The sequence below is a fragment of the Acidobacteriota bacterium genome (genome assembly GCA_020349885.1).
GTDB lineage: Bacteria > Acidobacteriota.
Map to the genome: position 1 here is coordinate 2,331,502 of CP070701.1, position 18,311 is coordinate 2,349,812.

The 18,311-nt window shown below is 61.9% G+C and carries 13 protein-coding genes and 1 tRNA gene; 2 read left to right on the forward strand and 12 right to left on the reverse strand.

Features of this window, described 5'->3' with window-relative positions:
• Positions 1-29 precede the first annotated feature (29 nt).
• A complete protein-coding gene (sppA, locus tag JSV08_09945; protein ID UCF80803.1) occupies positions 30-1,754 on the reverse strand; it encodes a signal peptide peptidase SppA in 1,725 nt (574 codons plus the stop codon).
• Between the two features lie 366 nt (positions 1,755-2,120).
• Between sppA and JSV08_09950 the strand changes: the two genes are divergently transcribed.
• Positions 2,121-2,192: transfer RNA gene (locus JSV08_09950), tRNA-Ile, on the forward strand.
• Between the two features lie 8 nt (positions 2,193-2,200).
• On the opposite strand, the gene JSV08_09955 is transcribed toward JSV08_09950, so the two are convergent.
• From JSV08_09955 to JSV08_10005, 11 genes are all read right to left on the reverse strand, one after another.
• Entirely contained in the window at positions 2,201-4,072 is a 1,872-nt protein-coding gene (locus JSV08_09955; protein ID UCF80804.1) for a hypothetical protein, read from the reverse strand.
• 79 nt (positions 4,073-4,151) lie between these two features.
• Positions 4,152-4,925 carry a hypothetical protein gene (locus JSV08_09960; GenBank protein ID UCF80805.1) on the reverse strand — a complete coding sequence of 258 codons (774 nt, stop codon included), beginning with the start codon at positions 4,923-4,925 and terminating at the stop codon, positions 4,152-4,154.
• 180 nt (positions 4,926-5,105) lie between these two features.
• Positions 5,106-10,709, reverse strand: coding sequence for a hypothetical protein (locus tag JSV08_09965; protein UCF80806.1), 5,604 nt, complete (start codon positions 10,707-10,709; stop codon positions 5,106-5,108).
• Positions 10,696-11,547, reverse strand: coding sequence for a pilus assembly PilX N-terminal domain-containing protein (locus tag JSV08_09970; protein ID UCF80807.1), 852 nt, complete (start codon positions 11,545-11,547; stop codon positions 10,696-10,698). Before JSV08_09970 ends, JSV08_09965 begins: the two co-directional genes overlap by 14 nt.
• 21 nt (positions 11,548-11,568) lie before the next feature.
• The gene (locus tag JSV08_09975) at positions 11,569-12,834 is read right to left on the reverse strand and encodes a hypothetical protein (protein ID UCF80808.1); all 1,266 of its coding nucleotides are present in this window, start codon (positions 12,832-12,834) and stop codon (positions 11,569-11,571) included.
• Positions 12,835-12,838: 4 nt separating this feature from the next.
• Complete coding sequence (locus JSV08_09980) at positions 12,839-13,528, reverse strand: prepilin-type N-terminal cleavage/methylation domain-containing protein (GenBank protein ID UCF80809.1); 690 nt, start codon at positions 13,526-13,528, stop codon at positions 12,839-12,841.
• Between the two features lie 5 nt (positions 13,529-13,533).
• Complete coding sequence (locus JSV08_09985) at positions 13,534-14,073, reverse strand: prepilin-type N-terminal cleavage/methylation domain-containing protein (GenBank protein ID UCF80810.1); 540 nt, start codon at positions 14,071-14,073, stop codon at positions 13,534-13,536.
• A gap of 163 nt (positions 14,074-14,236) precedes the next feature.
• A complete protein-coding gene (locus JSV08_09990; GenBank protein UCF80811.1) occupies positions 14,237-14,767 on the reverse strand; it encodes a macro domain-containing protein in 531 nt (176 codons plus the stop codon).
• 14 nt (positions 14,768-14,781) lie between these two features.
• Entirely contained in the window at positions 14,782-15,687 is a 906-nt protein-coding gene (gene truB, locus JSV08_09995; GenBank protein ID UCF80812.1) for a tRNA pseudouridine(55) synthase TruB, read from the reverse strand.
• A gap of 20 nt (positions 15,688-15,707) precedes the next feature.
• Complete coding sequence (gene rbfA, locus JSV08_10000) at positions 15,708-16,070, reverse strand: 30S ribosome-binding factor RbfA (protein UCF80813.1); 363 nt, start codon at positions 16,068-16,070, stop codon at positions 15,708-15,710.
• On the reverse strand, positions 16,057-16,338 hold the full coding sequence (locus JSV08_10005; protein UCF80814.1) for a DUF503 domain-containing protein: 282 nt from the start codon (positions 16,336-16,338) through the stop codon (positions 16,057-16,059). Before JSV08_10005 ends, rbfA begins: the two co-directional genes overlap by 14 nt.
• Positions 16,339-16,461: 123 nt before the next feature.
• On the opposite strand from JSV08_10005, the gene JSV08_10010 reads away from it, so the two are divergent.
• Positions 16,462-18,243 carry an SLC13 family permease gene (locus tag JSV08_10010; GenBank protein UCF80815.1) on the forward strand — a complete coding sequence of 594 codons (1,782 nt, stop codon included), beginning with the start codon at positions 16,462-16,464 and terminating at the stop codon, positions 18,241-18,243.
• The last annotated feature ends 68 nt before the right edge of the window (positions 18,244-18,311 follow it).

Below are 18,311 nucleotides of genomic sequence, written 5' to 3' on the forward strand. Positions count from 1 at the left end.
TGGGGGCCTTGCGGGCGCCACTTTTTTTCCTACCGAATCTCGGCGACGGGCGCGAGAAGAAGAGTCGGCTCCCGCAGGTAGGGAATCATACGGTCGGGGTCGGTCAAATCCTCGAGGGTCAATTGCGGGCGCGGCGCGACCAACTCGGCCAGGCGCTCCAGGAACGATTTCCCCTTGGGGTAGATCAGGTGCCGGAGCTCCACGTCGTCGGCGAGGTTGGCCTCCTTCCGAAGGAGCGCGAGAGCCTCGTCGTAGCCGCCGAGGGCGTCCACGAGTCCGTTTCGGAACGCCCGCTCGCCCGACCAGACGCGCCCGCGGGCGACGGCATCCACCTCGTCGCGCGTCATGCCGCGCCCCTGCGCCACCTTGTCCGCGAACTGCCAGTAGAAATCCCACGTGTCCTTGTGCATCTTCTCGGCCTGCGCCTCGGAGAAGCGCGTCAAGCTGCTGAAGAGATTCGCGTTTTCCCCGCGCTGGATGCTCTCGTGGTTTATGCGCAGCCACTCGCGCCAGAAGCCGTCCGTGACGAACTTGCCGTTGATGACGCCGATGGAGCCCGTCAGGGTCGCGGGCTGCGCCACAATGGTCGTCGATCCCATCGCGATGTAGTAGCCGCCCGAGGCCGCCACGTCGCTCATCGAGGCGACGACGGGAATTCCCGCGTTCCGAAGAAGCTGCGTTTCGCGCCAGACGATGTCCGAGGCGAGGCCCGAGCCCCCGGGGCTTTCGATGCGGAAGAGGACGCCCCGTATGGAACCGTCACTTCGGATGTCGCGGAAGGCTTCGGCTATGGTGTCGCTCCCCATGCGTTTCCCGAGGATGGGATCTTCCGAGTTCTCGCCCAAAACGATCACGCCCTCGGCTACGACAATGGCAATCTTTTCTTCTCCCCAGGCGCTGTGGCCCTTGAGGTACTTGTGGATTCCTATGATTTCAAGCTCGTCGCTTTCGGGGTCTTTGCCCTGCGCCTCCAGGACATGCGCCTCGAACTCGTCCTGATAGAGCAGGTCCGTGACGAGCCCTGCGTCCAGGGCGGGCCGGCCGAAGTAAGGCCCTTGGTCCACGAGCACGGCGGCGTCGGCCTCCTCGAAACCCCAGCGCGCGGCGATGACCCGCACCAGCTGTCCGTACAGATCATCGAGAACGGCCGTCGTGGCCTCCCGATGGGCCTCGCTCATGGTTTCGCGCATGAAGATATCGGCGGTGTTTTTGTATTCCTCGACCTGAATCAGCTCGGGGACGATGTTGAGCCAGTTGAGGAATCTCCTGTAAAACGGGACCTCCGTGCGGAAGCCGTCGAGCAGAAGGTATCCCTGCGGCGGCATGTAAATCTCGTCCGCCGCGAGCGCGAGGTAATACGTAGCGTCCGTCAACATCTCGCCGTAGGCGTAGACGGGCTTTTGCGTTTTGGCGCGGTAGGCCTCGAGGGCCGAGCGGATTTCCTGCACTTTGCCGAGGCCGATGTCCGGAAAGCCCACGTCGAGAATGACGCCCGCAATGCGCTCGTCCTCCGATGCCTTCTCGAGGGCGTCGAGCACCTCGCGGACGCTCAGGGGCCTCTTGCCGAGAAGCCATGCCAGCGAATCGTCCGGAACTTCTTCGGGAAGCTCGCCCTCGAGCGAGAAGAAAAGAAAACTTTCCTCCTTGACGGGAGTCTCAATCGTCAGGTAGAGCACGGCACCCAGGACGGCAACGCCCAGAGCCAACACGAGCACCAAAACCGCGAGCACAAGCCATGTGCCTTTCCTTGCCATGGGAGACCTCCTGTTTGGGTCAGAATTTCGATGGTTTCATTCGCCAGCCTGCCCGGCCAAGGCCTGCCCCTCCAAGGCCCGGAGCGGCCCGGCCAGGGAGGACGAATCCGTCCTTTACGCGAATCCGCCGAGGACGGCCTCGTCTCCTATCGGGAAAGTATATTCCAATTCGGGCCCAAAGGAAAGCAGGCCGCTTTCCCGGCGTGCCAGGCTACAGCACGGCCTTTGCCGGGACGAGCGAGCTTTCGCCTCCGCGAAGCGCTCTCGCCTTCGCGAAGCGCTTCGGCGGAGCGAGGCTGCCTTGACGAGTCTTGGCGTGGGGACCGTGGAGATTTACGGTATAATGAGCAAGGGAGAGAAGACGGCGGGCCCGTAGCTCAACGGCAGAGCCATCGGCTCATAACCGATAGGTTCCTGGTTCGAATCCAGGCGGGCCCATGCCCTCCCTAAGGGCAGGTGGGGGCTGCTTCCCGGTAAGTAAGGGTGCCGCTGACGTCGAATGTGATGGTCACGTCGTCCGCAATGCAGTTCTCCGCATACGCGCTGTCGCAATCGAAGGGAAGCAGGCGGTTGCGGTATCGGGCGGGAGAAGGAGGGCTGTCGAGCGGGCATTTGTAGTCAAGGTCGCTCAACTTGGGACTCCCAAAGGGAATCGCGTATCCGCTGAAGGGAGGCTGGGAGAGGGGGCGGACGCCGTTGTCACGGCATTTTTCCCAGCTCGTGTCGTGCGGGGCGCCGTTGCAGCAAGGCGCGGGGCCCACAAAGCAACGGCCACTGAGGATGTCGGCGGACGTGAGGCTGCTGCAGGTCTCTGCCGCCATGTCCTTCTGTGCGTCGCTTCCTCCCCCTCCTACAATTATATTGTCAGCATGGCTTACCCCGGTACAGTGCCACTCGGGAATCAATTCATCTGTGAGGCCGTCCCCGTCGTCGTCAATACCGTTGGCACAATCGAACTCGTCTATGAAGGTGTCACCATCGTCGTCAGTATCGTTGGTGCAATCGATGTCGGCACAATCATCGCACCCTTCATCTACGAGGCCGTCCGAGTCGTCGTCAAAACCGTTGGTACAATCGAACTCGTCTATGAAGGTGTCACCATCGTCGTCAATATCATTGGTACAATCGATGTCGGCGCAATCACCGCAAACAACGCAGGGAAGGTCGACCACGCGCGCGCAGAAGGGAAACTCTCTCAGCTCGTCCTCCATGCCCCACACCCAGGGAGGGCAGTCTGCGTAGTCACACGTATGCCGGGTCGTGCCGTCGATTAGATTGAAGAAACCGCAGCTCTCACACCCGCTTGCTGGGGATGGGCCAAAAGTGCGCGTCAGATAATACGGGTTGCAGTAGGGGAAGAGGTCGTAGAAACGAAGCTCATACACCCAGTTGGGTCCGCAGCTCGTCGGAGAGGTGTTTGCAAAGGGGCAAAAGTTGCGCTGGACTGGGCCGCCCGGGCAGTTTGGGCCGCCTGGATTGATGTAGGTCGGGCACCAGTTGAGGCACTGCCGGGTGGCCGTTCGATCCGGATCCCGGTCCGTGAAGGTGAAAGTGCCCGAAACGCTGTCTCCGATGAACGTCAGATCTAGCCCCACCTGGATTCGCTCGGTCCATCCGCCCGTTAAATTCCCGCCAGGACAGAAATTGCCGCTCTGCTGGTTCGAGGCAAACCATGGGAACAGGGGGGCGCCGGATAAGAAGGCATCATATCCCGTGACTCCGGTACTCTGCGTCGCCTCTTTTTGGAACCAGAACTCCTTGTGGGGCTTTCCCTTCAGGTCCCCCTTGACCATGAAGCGGTCTGCCCCGATATTATGCGGATCGATCATATTCGAAAAGCAGGGGGTTTCCACCGTGGGAGGGGGGGGAGCGCCCTGGCTGGTCCAGCAGTCCTCGTATTCGGCACTCTCGTCCGCTTTCCTCGCAAGAAGGGTGTTGTAATCCTTCTCGGCGGGATAGAGGTCGGCGCTCGTTTTATCGATGACCGTCACGATAAACTCATCGCCGATTTCGCAGAGTTTGAATTCCAGAACCAACTCACCTGCCATGTCGGAACGCAGGATGCATCCATCGTAGATGGCCGGGGTTACCTTGGTTTTGGCAAGACATCCCCCCGTGCGCCGAAAGTCGGTTGTCCCGTATGGTGAGATGCGCAGCCGGACGTCGTAGTGGCGTCCGGAAAAGCAGCCCGCTCCCTCGCAGATGCTGGGGGGTATAGTCACTCCGCCGGAGCCTCCGGAGTGGCAGCGAATGAGAGTCACGGCTCCCGCCGCGAGCAAGAGAGCCCACAGAAGGCAGTAGCGCGGCCAAGCCATCATTCGCTCACCTCAGTCCTGCCGGAGGCAACACGGACAACTTCGAAGTGCCTCGTGGAAGGAAAGTCATACGGAGAAAAGCCTACTCTTCCTCGACTTCCCCGCCGGCGCCGGGAACGGTTTCAGTTTCTTCCTCAGCTTCCTCGCCGGCGCCGGGGGCGGCTTCGGTGCTGGAAGGCGGCCGGCCGCTCGCGTACTGCTGGGCGTTGTATTGGTTGACCATCTCGGCGTAGCCATCCCACTCTTTTTGGTAGTTCTCGCGCATCTCCTCGATTTCCTTCTCCATGCGTTTCTGGAACGCGAGATTGGTTCTTCGGGAATTCGCCTCCTCCACTTTGGTGTTGATGGAGTCCACCATTTTTCGGAGCTCTTCCTCCCGGCTCAGGAGGTCCGATTTCTTGTATGCTGTGGACGCTTTTTCTTCTTCCTCTTCGCCTTCTTCGGCTTCCCAGGGCACAGGATTTTCGCTTGCGTTGATGCGAATGTTGCGGTACTTCCGGAGCTCGTAGTTGTCGACCGTCCGCGCCGCGGGGGAGGCCGCGCTTTCCTCGCGCGGGGGCTGGGACGGCGTTGGTTCTCCCTCGGGCTTTTCGGACCGTGCGCTCCGGTCCACCACCACGACATCCGGGGCGTTGGCCTCCTCGGTGCGGCGCACGTCGACATGCTCGGCCGCAACGCTCACCAACTGGGCGTCGCTCGTGCGCATAATGGCAACCCCATTCTCCACGCGGAAGGGCTCCTCGGCCATGATGGCCGAGCCGTCCTTGAGGATTACCACGTAATCCGCCCGCGCGGCCCCGCTCGTGAGAAACACCGTTGCCGCCATTGCCAACCAAACCTTGGTGGATACGTTCATAGCAATCTCCCTTTGTCTTATGCCCCCGTCGAAGCCCCGGCCGGTCTCGACCTGTCGGGGCAAGCCGGGCGTTCTCCGCTCGTCCTAAAGGCTATAGCATAGCCTGTCCCGGGCCGAAAGTCAATAACAAAAGCGAGGCCGCACACGGACCTCGCCCCTGTCCCACAACCGCCTCCTTCCCTAATAGTCGCAGCTGAGCTCCTGCCACGAGAGCACGGTAATTTCGGGCCCCGCGCCCGGCCACTTCATTCCTTTCACCTTCTTGAGCTTGGCTGCATCTCCAAACTTGGTGCTGCTTACCGCCATGATGGGCGACGTGGGGCCTGCGGTCAGGGTTTGGAACCCGATCCCGATCTCGATGGCTTGTGCCACGGTCGCGCCGGTCGGGTCGTTGCAATTCTCAAAATTGTTCACATGTTGAAAATCCACGACGATGGCAAACGACGTGCCCACACAGGGGCCCGTGTCAGGAATTTCAATCGGGTCGTAGACCGAAAAGATGGCCGTGCCGCTTGTCCGCCCGGCTCCCCCCAGGGAAGCCTCCCGCTGGATAACGAGAAGCGGCGAGCCAGTGACGCGCGCCGATGGCGAAAGGGTACCCGTGATCGTGGGGGCAGGATCCAGTTCATCTATGAGGCCGTCCCCGTCGTCGTCAAGGCCGTTGTCACAATCGGCTTCCCCGCATATCAGCACCTCGCCTACAATGGCGATGTTGTCGAGGCGCACCACCCAGGCCTGACAGATGCCGTGCGATGTAGAACCTTTGGTCAGCGCGGGGTCGACGAGGTTCTCGTCCGTGACGAGAAGCACCAGGTGGGGCGCGAACTGCTCTCCGGCGACGTTCGAGTGCGTTTCCCCCCAGCCGCCCGTGGAGAACGCGACCACGTAGCGATTCGCCGAAAGGTGCCCGATGGCGGGCGTGTAGTGTATGGGCTGCGCGCCGATGGCGGTCATATTCGCGGGGTCTAACCCGTCGGTGTCGGTCCACAGGCCCTTCGTCGCACCTGGTGTGGTGCTTACCGGCACATCGCCGGGAGAGCCGATATCATCCGGGGGCGCGTTCAGGGGATCAAAGAGCTTCCACTGCTTCCAATTTTCCGCCCAGGTCCCGATGCCCCAATCGGTTCCCTCGTCGCTGATGTCGGCCGCCCAGATTCGCCCGTGGAGGTCGGCCTGGAAAAGGTGCGTCACGATGCCGTCCGGGTAAAAGGCGGCCGGGAGGCCGGCGAAGTCGGTTTCCATCATAATCACGTCGGGAAGCGTGGAGTTGGGAATTTTTGGCTTCTTGCGCTCGTCGTCGTTGTCGACCGATTCGCCCACCGAATCGTAGGACGCCTTCGTTCCGTCGGGCAGGAAATCGGCGGCGCTCTGGTGATAGGGACGGTCCCCATCGGTAGCGGGGAGTAAGGCCGGATCTTTAAAATCGTCCGAGCGTTTCAGAAGCGCACCGTCCTCGGCGCGCACAATCCAGTAGGTATTGAGCGTCTCGAGATCGCCCGCCGCGCAGGGGACTTGCCCGCAACGCGACTCCCATTCATCGGTGGAGCCGTCACCGTCGTTGTCAATGCCGTCGGTGCAGTCGGACTCGACGCAAACCCCGAACTCGGGAGGGCGGTGGTAGGAGCCGAGGGCGACGGCGAAGGTTTGGAGTTTCGGCGGCGGATCCGCTGTGCTGTTGATCGTGGGATCGTTGATAAGCCCCACGGGCACGGTGCTCCACGATTCGCCCAGGCCTTCAAAGCCCGGCTTGTCCGGGCCGATGCGCCATAGCACCTGGAAAGGTGAGTTGGTGGGATTGCCGTGCAGGGGAATAGAGAGAGGGGGGCTGGTGTTGGAGCAACTGTCGGGATAGCCAAAGCATTCGTCTTCGTCGGCCGTGAAGTCTTGGCCCTTCAGATGGTCCGTAACGGTTCGCCCGCCGGGGCCGTAGGGATGGGTCACGTCGAGGGCGTAGTAGTTGCTGCCCCCTGCGCCCTCGCCCATGAAGAGCGCCGTCGCCCATGAGCGGCAGCAGAAGAGCGGATCCCCGGAAGGGCAGTTGGGAGTCAAGGTATCATCGCAGGCGGGATCCATTTTGACGCGAATCTCGCCCACGCGCGGCGCCGCCGCAAGCCCGTAGATATGGTCGGTGAGAAAGGTATTCTGCCCGGTGGGATTTTCCATCTTGTCGAGTGCATCCTGGGTGCAGGTTAGGTAGTCGCCGCATTCCTCGTCGATCGCGCCGTCCCCGTCGTCGTCAACACCGTTGCTACAACAATCGCCGTCGAGGACGCAGGGCGGGGGCGGGTCGTTCTCGTTGTCGAGGCACACTTCGAGGGACGCGTCGTAGGCGTCCTTGAAGCTGCAGTACAGCCGCGCCGCGTTGTCGATCTGCGTAGGCGGCAGGTAGGCCCACACCTCGTAGCCGTCGACGGAGTCGAACGCATGGAGAAGACCGTCGTTCGCGGGAGCATAGATGATCGGGTGGCGGTTTTCGTATTTGTCGTCGAACGCCTCCTTATTGGCGGCCGTCCCCATAAGAAAGTCGAGCGGTCTCTGAACCAGGACGGGCGAGACGTTCACCACGTCGCCCAGAATCCACGGCCTCTGGAGGTGCCCCACCGCGGAATTCACCCGGCCGTCGAATCCCTTGATGAAATCGATAAGTTCATAGATGTTAATTTTCGAGCAGTCGTCTGTGGTTTCTTCACCGGCGACAGCCGTGAAGCCGTCCTTGGGAAAGCTGACGAGGCCTTTTGCTGCCATGTCGTTGAAACTTTTTGCAAGCGAGCTCCAATTTGCATCATTGATTGGGAAGAGCTTGTGCGCAGGCGAAGTGGAATTAAACTCGCTTGACCAGATGGCGCGCGGGTCGGCGCTAAGGTCGCGGCTTGTGAACCCATGGGCGGGGTATGTGGTAGGATCCTGGTAGGGGGGGGCCGTTCCGTTGTCGCCGCCCGCGTCCCAGAGCTCCTCGGGTTCATCCGGTCGGAGGTCGAAGGCGCGCAGGTGGCCTCTCCAGCCGGGGAACTCCGCCGAGGTAAGAAGGCCGACGTATTGATCATCTCCCGTCGCGCTGATGGTGGGGGTTACCGTGGGCGGCGCCGTCACGAGATCGCCCTGCGCGATGGCCTCGAAGATGGCCTTGAAGGCCTCTTTGAGCTCCTTGCGGTTCGTGGCGAAGTAGGCGTAGTCGTAAATCTCGTCGGCCGTGTTGCTGCAGTCGCAGCCTGCCTTCGCACAGCCGGAGTCGTTGGTGTATCCGCTGTCATCGAAGGTCGCGAGCTTGAGGTCCACCGGCAATCCGGCATCGTCCTGCTCCAAACCGCCCGGGTTGTCGGGACCGGCACTCGCGTCCGTCCAGCCGAAGTAGGCCAGGCGGTTCGCGTTGTAGCGCCGGCTCTCGGGGCCGAACTGGATGACGAAGGTGCGGACGTTGTTGCCCGTGGCCAGGGTGGCCAGGCGGCCCTCGGCGGCCGTCATCTGCCCCTGGCACGAGGCCAGGCTGCCCGAGGTGAAGAACGAGTCAATCAGCATAATCACGTACCCGTTGCGGCACCGGGCGCGGGGATCGTAGTTGGGATCGTTTTCGTCGGACAGGGCGGTGACGATGTCCACAAGCGTCTGCCCCGCCGCATCGCTGTTCTGAATGGGGAAGGTGGGCTGGTCGGTGACGCCCAGGCCGCCGATGTCGACGGATCCGGTTCCGTCGGGCTTGTCGAGCGTTGTTGTCACTCCCCATTTCCGAAGGTAAGCGTTGATGCGGTCGGTGTTGTACCTCTGGCCCGTGAAGTCCTCGTCGTTGGTATTGACGGGCACGAGGTGCGCGATGCCGCCCACGGTGGTGTAGCCGATCGGATTCCCGACGGCATCATACAGGTCGGTGTTGTAGTTTGGGTCTCCCCCATCAATGGCCTTTCCGACGTTCGACGCGCCGATCATGAGCCCGAAGTTCATGCTGAACACCAGGCTCGATATGAGATCGTCAGCGCAGGCGGTGTTGTGGGAAAGGGCCCCGCTACCTGCTTTTTCTTTGTTCTTCGGATCGGTCGGATTGACTAAGCTACAGGCGATGGTGTGTCCGTCGTCGTCGTCGATGATGCCGTCCCCGTTGTTGTCAATACCGTCGGTGCAATCGGTCTCGCCGCAGGCGGAAGTTTGCAGGTCGGGGTCAATGTTCGGTGGATTCTCCGTGAAGTAGGCGCACGGGCTCGCGTTCCATGTCGCATGGGTTTTCGTCGCGTGGGGGCTCGGGTGCATGTCGCCTGCGCACACCTGCGTGCCGTAGACGCCCGCCGCGCCGAACACGGAGGCCTCCGCCGTGAAGATGTCGCCCGAGTCCTCAAGGCGCGGCGCAAGGAAGGGGTCGACGGTGCGCTCGTCGCACGAGAGGTTCCTGTCCGCGTCCAGGGCGAGGCTGTACGGCGTTTCCCCGTCGGGGCCTTCTAGATTGGTTCCGAAGTTGCACCCCCCCAGGTCCCGAAGCGTCGCAATGTTCACGCTGTCTCCCAGGACGTTCTTGACCGTCGAGATGCGCGAAGGCTCGTACCAGGCGTAGCCCGCGCACTGCAGGTCGCTGTAGAGCATCCTGATGTCGTCCACCATCCAGCCGAGGCCGAAGTTATGGATGTAGTCCATGCTGTCGAAGCGGAAACGAATCTGAATCGTGTCCCCGGGCGTTATAAGCGGTTCATCTGTCAAGCCGTCCCCGTCGTCGTCAATTCCGTTGGTGCAATCGGACTCGTCTATGAAGGTGTCCCCGTCGTCGTCCCTACCGTTGGTGCAATTGGAAATGTCATCGGCCGTTCCTAGAATGCCATCTAAGCCTGGATCGATGTCGGCACAGTCGGCACAAATCGAGTCCAGGTTGAAGCTCTGAGGCACCCAAATACCGGAGGTGTCCAGCACCTGGCCCGCGAAGTGCCAGTTGCTCCAGACGCCGGTTGCGGAATCCTGAACTCGAACCTCGACCAGCTTCTTGTCATACTTGGGGTTGCTTTCGGTTACCGCCCGCGACATGAAGAGAATATCGATGATCGTCGCGCCTAGGGTGTCGATGGGCGGGGATTCGATGGCGCCTGCCACGCGTCGGCGGCAGAGCGTTGCATCGTGTTTCCGGTCGCAAAGATTACCCCGTGTGTCCAGAGAGACACATCCGGGGTCCGGACAGTCGGCTACGGGGTCCGCAACCTCGAAGGTGCAGGGGACGCAATTGGCGGGATTGTTTGGATTGTCCGGAGAACAGCCGAAGTACCAGCTATACTCCCCGCCGGACGCAGACGACGGCGAGCAGGTCGGCTCACGCACGATGTGCCACAGGTTGGGATACATGGGATCAATCGAGGAGAGCGTCCACCCCATGTCCCCGAACTCCACGGTGTCCGAAAAGGCGCTGCACAGTTCGTTTCCGTCTGCGTCGATGAAGCTCGCCCTGTCTTCAATGTAGCGCCAGCCGCCCGTGTTGTTGATGAACCACGGCTCGTTTCCCTGGTCGTCGTTGATTTCCAGGGGGTTCGATAGGGTTTTCGACGTGTCGAGGAACAGATAAATGAGGGGATTGGCGGAGGAGGAACCCATTTGCCGCAGCGGATCCACCCCCGGGAACTCCTCCTCGGCGCGCGCGGCGCCGAGCCATGCCATACAGAGCACCGCTCCTGCGAGCGCTACCGCCCCAATCCTTAAGCGGGGCTTCGCCTTCATGGCAGCCCCCCGGATGCCGTGCCTGTCCTCCACCGCCCGGCTTCGGACGGCGGACGGGCTGCGCAAGGGCGGGGTAATCTTTCTGCGGTTCTTAACCAGCGGCATAGATGGTGTTCGTGTTGTGAAGGTCAATGTTGCGGCCCGAATACGTGAGCCGGGGAGGGTCCTTCTGCGTGATGACTTCCATGATAACTATGCGCGCCACGATGGGATTCTCGGGCGTGCCCTGGGTCGCCACTTCCGCGTCGCCGCCTCCCGCAAGCCACTTGTCGAACCAATAGTTAGTATTATCGCTAAAAGGCTCGGGGTGCTTCTTGACCCAGGCCTCGGCGATAAGAACAAAATCGCCGTCCAAATCAGTGCCCGCCTTGCTGGCCGCTAAGGGATCGTCGGGGTCCGTGTCGTTTGGGTTGTTGCGAATCCAGACTGAGAAATAGCCCTTGACGGTCGGCCCCGGCGCCGAGGTAGGCGTAAAGAAGGGCTCGCTCTTTTCGAGATAGGGGCGCATGAACAGGAAAACGTCTTGGTAGTAATCGTAAAGCGGAACGGCCTGCATGCGTTGTTCGCCGGCTTTGCACTGCATGAAGTCCGTCGTGCGCAGGCAGCCTCGGCATTCGTTCTCGGAAGGCGCATCTTCGTTGATGCAAAGATACTTGGGCGGAACCGTTACTCCCGGCTCCGGCGCGCCCTTGAGATCGTTGTCTATCTCGCCGTCGACGAGCGCCTCGACGAGCATGAACTTGGCATGCGTGAGAGCGGAGCGGGCGATCTCCCGCGCGAGTTTTGCCTGCTGGTCATGGATGGCGATGTCGCGCTCCACCTCGGAAACAAAAACCAGCCCGAGCCCCAGCACCGTCATGACCATCACGAGCAAAATGGCCAGGACGAGTCCAGAGCCGCGCTCCTTCGATGACCGATGTCCAAAATTCCTAATTGACGGCATGACTTCGCTCCTTGTCTTGCTTTAACCTTCCTTCGCGCCGGCCATGAACGAATAGTCCATATAGAACGACTGCATGTGCGAGCGCGTCGAGCCCCGCACCACGCGGTAAACATAGCTGCTATCCGCGGCCTTCACGAAGAGCCCTTTCGCCCTTCCGGCCGGCACCGGCTCCCCCGTCCGCACCGTGACGGTAATTTCAACTTCCCGCAAATTGATGCGGTTCAGGTAGTGATCCTCCAGGGGGTCACCTTTCGAAGCAGCCACGGACGTCGTAACGGTTTCCATGGGCGGCGGGAACATCCGCGCTCGGATGCTCGCGCCGGTGTTGGGGTCGCGGAAGACCGCGACGGCCTCCAGATCGTAGATGTTCTCGGCATAGAGGTCGAATTGGCCTTGAACGTTCGCCGCGTTGGTGTCTGTGCTGGGCAGGAATTCGGCCATGTAGAAATTTCCGCCCGGCGTTTCGATCACATTGCCGGAAGAATCCGTCACGGAGAGGATCTCCCGCTTATAGGCGAACACGGCGTGCGCGACGCTCACGTAGACCAGGATGGGCGTGTCGCCCCCGGGCGCGGCGCCCGGGTTCCATCCCAGTGAAGTGGGATCGTGGAGAATCTGAATGGTGCTGATGGACTCCGACGGCGAGTTTTCCGCGGGTGCGGCGGCAAGGCGTGTAAAGTGAAGTGCTTTCGTGTAAAGGTTCTGAAGCTTCACCGCGGGGGACATGGTGGTATCGGTGATAATGTCGTTGCCGAGCCTGACGTTGTAGAGCAGAAGCGGCATCTGCCCGGGTGGCGTCCAATCCGGAAGTGAGAATCCCGTGCGGGCCTTTACATGGACCTGGTTTCCATTCCAGCCGAAATGGGTGGTGTATTGTTCGAGCGTGAGTCGGTCGAGAAGCGGAGCGCCCGCTCCGGCCGTTTCGCCGGGGAAGTCCCGCTGGTAATAGACACCGAAGACGAGATCGTTTGGGTCCAATCCCACCTTCGTCCGGGCGGTCTTCACGTAGTTGAACTCATCGAGCTCCTGCGCCGTCTGAAGGGAGAGCGTGTGCGGCATGAGTCCCGTGCCGGCGCGGGAGGCGCGGTCGCCCGCCATGGTCAGCACGATGCGCATGTTCTGCTGCGCCTCGGCGAGCTCGTTCTGGTAGGCCTGAATTTGGGTGGTGCTTACCAGGATGACGGCAAGCCCGGCCAAGACAAACAGCATGACCACCGAGGCCACGAGCATCTCCATCAGCGTGACGCCTGCTTCGGAACGGGAGCGAGGAACGGTTTTTTGTCGCATCGCTTTAATCGAGTTTGTATGCCTGCCGCCTTGGAAAAACCGCGGTGTAGCTTACGGCAACGTCTCTCAGAAAGGGCGTGTTCGACAGGAGATAGCCCGACCGGATGTCCAAGCGCACCTCGAGCGCTTGGCTGGTGTATACTCCGCCGTCCACCACCCAGGTGACGAACGCCTCGAGGCCGCTTCCCGGCTGCAGGAAATCGTCGAGGGTGGCTCCGCCCGGCAGGGTGGAGTCCTTGGTGTAAGGAAGATATTGCCGTATGTCGTTGACGGTCACGGCCACGTAGATGGCCGCGCGGCCCTTCGCCCACTGGCTCTGAAAGAATGGCAAAAACGTCTCGAAATCGCTGCTGGGATTGTAAGAAGCAAGCGCCGTGACGTCGTCGGTGCCGATGGCCGGGGGGACCGCCACACCCACGGGCAGGGACATGTAGGTTCGCTTCAGCTCTTCGGTCTGCATCTGAGCGATGTTCGCCAGCCGGGTCCTTTGCTCCACGCTCTTGTTCACGTAGGTCGCCATCACGAAAAGCTGCACGATCGAGACCATCATCATGGCCATAATGCCCATCGCCACCAGAACTTCGATGAGCGTGAAGCCTTTCCCGGGACTCGGTCGGGCCGGGATGCGGCCCTCGGAGGTGCCGCGAACCCATCCCCGCCCGCGCTCGTCCGTGCTGTGCTTCGTTTTTGCCATGGCCGTTATCCTTCCTCTCCGGCTTTTTTGACGATGGTGATTTTTCCCGTACCTCTCAATTCAATTTCCACTTGGTGGCCGTAGCGGTTCTGAAGAACCAGAGTGGAAACCGAAATGTCCGAGCCGATTATTCCGTCTGATCCGTCCGCTATGCGTCCATTATTGCGAAAGACGTACACTTCTGGCTCCGGGGGAGTGTTGATACCCGGATTGGTGACTTTAGTGAAAAACGCTCCCTCGGCCAAAAACACTTCCGAGCGCACGCCGTCAACCCGCGCCCAATTGCCGGTGGAGTTTCTCACTTCCAATTCCGCCAGTCTCGCCTCGCCCCCCTGAATCAAGACTACGCGCGTCGTCGAGGAACGCTTGATGGCGATGATTCGCGCCCGCTGCATGAGCGCCACGGTTTCGCGGCCGCTGAGGTTCAAGCGTTGCCGGAGCATCCAGGAGCCGAATGCCCCGACGGTCACGAATGAGAGGATGGCAAGAACCCCCAGCGTGACAAGCATTTCAATCAGCGTAAAACCGCGTTCCCGATGATGCATTCTAAAATCCTCCACCATATTGACCAAGCAATCGATGTGCCAAGTTTACAGGGCGTGAGAAAGTGGTTCTAACTATATATAAGTAAAGAATTTTTTTGATTTTTCCATAGGCCGATTTTAAGGCTCGCTGGAGCGAAAGAACGCGCGGCGAAAATATGTTACGTTATGAAACACTTGAGTGCAAGGCACGCTTGAATACCTCGAAGGAATGGACGTCAAAAAGTACGAAGCGAACCTCTCGAAGCGACCGCGCTTTTTTGAGAAACTCTTGGGCCGCCTGGACGAACCGCGGCGCGGCCTCTTCGACCGTTAAACCGCCGATGCCGCAGCCGAGGGCCGGCACCGCAAGGCTTCCCGCCTCCTTTCCCGCTTGCACGAACAAGTCGTCGGCAAGCTGGAGGCTTGCGCGCAGGGCCGCCTCCGAGCTTTCGAGCGATGCCGAGCCGCCCAGGTGCATGACGGCGGCGTGAATCACGTAAGTTGCGCTCAGGCGGCCCGCTCCCGTCGCGGCCGCTTCGCCGAGGCCGACGGGCCCCAGGCGGTTGCACTCTTCCTGGATCGAGGGGCCGCCGGCGCGCCGGATGGCGCCCGCGACGCCGCCCCCGAGCAGCAAATCCGTGTTCGCCGCGTTGACGATGGCGTCCACGCTTTCCCGGGTGATGTCTCCCTGCACGACGCGGACGGAGCCCGGCATGGCTCTCTTATGTCCTAGGAGGCGAGGAGCACGACGCGCGGCTGAAAGAACGCCGCCGCGCGCCGCTCGGCGATGGCGACCAGCTCTCCTTCGGGGCCGAGCACCCGCACGGGGCGGCCGCCGCCCGATTCGCCTTGCGCCTCCCCTGGAGGGGCGGGCAGGATGACGGAGCGGTCGAGGGGCTGGCCGTGCCGCAAATGCGCGAGGCCCGCCCGCGTGATGCGGATGAAGGGCATGTCGAGGGGAATTTTTTCCATCGGGATCACGTGCCCGGCCGCGCTCTCTCGCGTGAGCTCGTCGAGTGACACCGCCTGGTCCAGGGTCATGAGGCCCACCGCCGTGCGCGCGAGCGACTCGACGTGTCCCCCGCATCCGAGTTTCTGTCCCGTGTCGTGGGCCACGTTCCGCACGTAGGCGCCCGAGGAGCAGCGCATGCGGAAACCGACGCGGTCGCCGTCGAACGAGAGCACGCGAAGCTCGAAAATTTCGACATCGACGGGCTTGCGCTCCACTTCCTTTCCCTCGCGCGCGAGCTCGTAGAGCTTTTTGCCGCCCACCTTTTTGGCGGAAAACATGGGCGGGATTTGCTGGATTTTCCCGCGAAAGAGCGCGAACGTTTCCTCGACCTGCTCCTGCGTGACGTTGGGCGTCTTGCGCTCGCCCACGGGCTCGCCGTCGGCGTCGTAGGTCGTCGTGGCCCAGCCGAGGCGGAAAATACCCTCGTAGGTTTTGTGCTCGGCCAGAATGAATTGCGAGAGCCTCGTGGCGCGGCCCACGCAGAGAGGAAGCACCCCGGTCGCAATGGGGTCGAGAATCCCGGTGTGGCCGATGCGCCGCACCCCCAGGAGCCGGCGCGCGCGGTCCACCGCGTCGTGCGACGTGATCCCCCGGGGCTTGTTGACGATGAGGAGGCCGTTCATTTAAATCGCCGATTTTTCATTCAGGTGTCCGTGGGTTTTAATTCCGGGCCTTTGCCCGCCGAATCGACGCGAAAATCGAGTTCGGGCACGAAGCGCAGCGCCAGCGCGTGCCCGAGCTCCCGCCGAAGGTATCCACGGGCGCTTCGGAGCGCTTCGGCGCTTTGGAGACGCGCCTCGGCGCCGCCCAGGACGCTTACGTAAACGCGCGCATGGCGCAAATCGCGGCTCATCACGACGTCCATGACCGTGGCGAAGCCGAGGCGGGGATCGCGCAGCTCCTGCTGAAGCAGGCGCCCCAGCTCCGCGCGCACCAGGTCGCCCACGCTCTCCGGGCGGTGCGAGGGCTGGCGAAGGTGCGGCGAGCGTTTCTTAGCAGAGCTCAAGCGTGTGCTCCACGATTTCGCCGGGGAGGCGCGACTCGAGGAATCTCAGGATTTTTTCCTCCTCGGCCCGTGCGGCGTCGGCGTGCGGCGCGAAGAAGGCGAGCCCGAAGGTCGCGCGCTGCCACAAATCCTGATGGTCGAGTTCGGTGACGGAAACGTTGAAGCGCTTGCGAAGCTCCGCGCGGAGGCGTGCCAAGGCGGAGCGCTTGTCCTTCAAGGAGCGGGTTTCGAAAAAGTGCATCTCGATCCGAAGCAACGCCACGCGCATGCTGAAATTCCTCCCGGCGCTTGAAACAAGAGCTTAGCAGAACGGAGGGAGGGATTCAAATTTCGCGCGGGGAGAAGCGTCCCGTTCGCCAACCGGGGCGGGCTAGGATAAAATGGAAGCGCTATGTGGTGGGAATCTGTGCTGGTGCTCGTGGTCTTTTCGGGTGCGCTCTACCTGTTCGCCAGGGAAATCATGCGCCCCGACCTGGTGGCGCTCCTCGTCATGGCCGTCCTGATGGTGTTTCAGCTCGTGACGGTGGAGGAGGGCGTTGCGGGGTTCAGCAACCCGGCCGTCATCACGGTGGTCATGATGTTTCTTCTGAGCGCCGGCCTCGTTAAAACGGGCGTCGCGGATTTTATGGGAAAGCTCATCAGCACCGTGGGCGGAGGGCACCCCCTGCTTCTCACGGCGACCGTCATGCTCGCCGTGGGGGCGATGTCGTGCTTCATGAACAACATCGCGGCGACCGTGATCCTTATCCCGGCCGTGATGGCGGCGGCGCGGCGCGCCGAGCTGGCGCCCACCAAGCTCCTCATCCCGCTCTCGTTCGGGTCTCTCCTCGGAGGCCTTTGCACGCTAATCGGCACGCCGCCCAATCTTCTGATCAACATCGCGCTCGAGGGCACGCCGCACGAGCCTTTCCGCATGTTCGACTACGTGCCGACGGGGCTCGCCATCACGGGCGTGTCCGTCGTCTATATGGTTGTCTGGGGCCATCGGGTGCTTCCCGCGCGGCAGCCCACGCCGCAGACGGAGCTGGCCGACCGCTACGAGATCGAGGATTATCTCTCGGAGCTCGTGATGCTCGATGATTCGCCCTGGGTCGGCAAGGCGCTCGGCCGGGCGCAGCTCGGGCGCATGGGCCTCGAGGTCCTGAAAATCTTGCGCGGCGACATCGCGATTTTTCTTCCCCCCCCGCACGAGGTTCTCCGCTCGGGCGACGTCCTCGTCGTCGAGGGGAGCGCCGAGAATCTTATGGAAATCAAGAAAATCAAAGGCGTCCAGATGCGCGCCGAGGAGGAAGTTTCTCCCGACGTGCTCCTTGCCGAGGAACTCGCGCTGAGCGAGGTGAGTCTTCCCCCTAACTCGATTTCCATAGGCAAGAGTGTGCGGAGCCTGCAGTTCCGCACGCGCTACGGCGTGGTGGTGCTCGCCATTCGTCGCGGCACGAGAACGCTCCACCGCGCGCTCGCCGACGAGGAGCTTCAAGCGGGCGACGTGCTGCTGGTGGAAGGGCCTTCCGAGAGCATCCGCGGCCTGGTCAAGGACCCCAACTTCCTGGTCATCGGCCATCTCAACTACGTTTTTCACCGCACCGAGAAGGCGTGGCACGCCGTGGGCGTGATGGCGATCGTGGTAGCTCTCGCGGGGTTTGGAATCTTTCACATCTCGCTGGCGGCCGTCCTGGGCGTACTTCTTATGGTGCTAACGGGATGCATGAAGGTCGAGGAGATGTACCGCGAGATTGACTGGCAGGTCGTCTTTCTCATCGCGGGCATGATTCCCCTTAGCACCGCGATGGAGAAGACCGGAATCATCTCGGCGGTCGCGGGCGGCATCTCCACCCTGGGCGGGGCGGGGAGCGGCTACGTTGCCTTCGCGCTATTGTTTCTCGCGAGCTCGGCGCTCACCCAGGTGCTCTCGAACCCCGCCACGGCCGTTCTCGTCGCGCCCGTGGCCGTGCAGGTCGCCGACGGCCTCGGCGTGTCTCCCTATCCTCTGCTCATGGCCGTGGCCATCGCGTGCTCGGCGACGTTCCTCACGCCCATCGGCCACCAGGCGAACCTGCTCGTCTACGGTCTCGGCGGATACCGCTTCAAGGATTTCGCGAAGATCGGGCTGCCGCTTACGGTCATTCTTTTCTTCTTCTGCCTCTGGTGGGTGCCGCGCGTCTGGCCGTTCTAGCGGCCGCCAAGAACCAGCAGCCAGTTGTCAGGGATCAGGGGCCAGCAAGACGTAGGGGCGGCTCACGA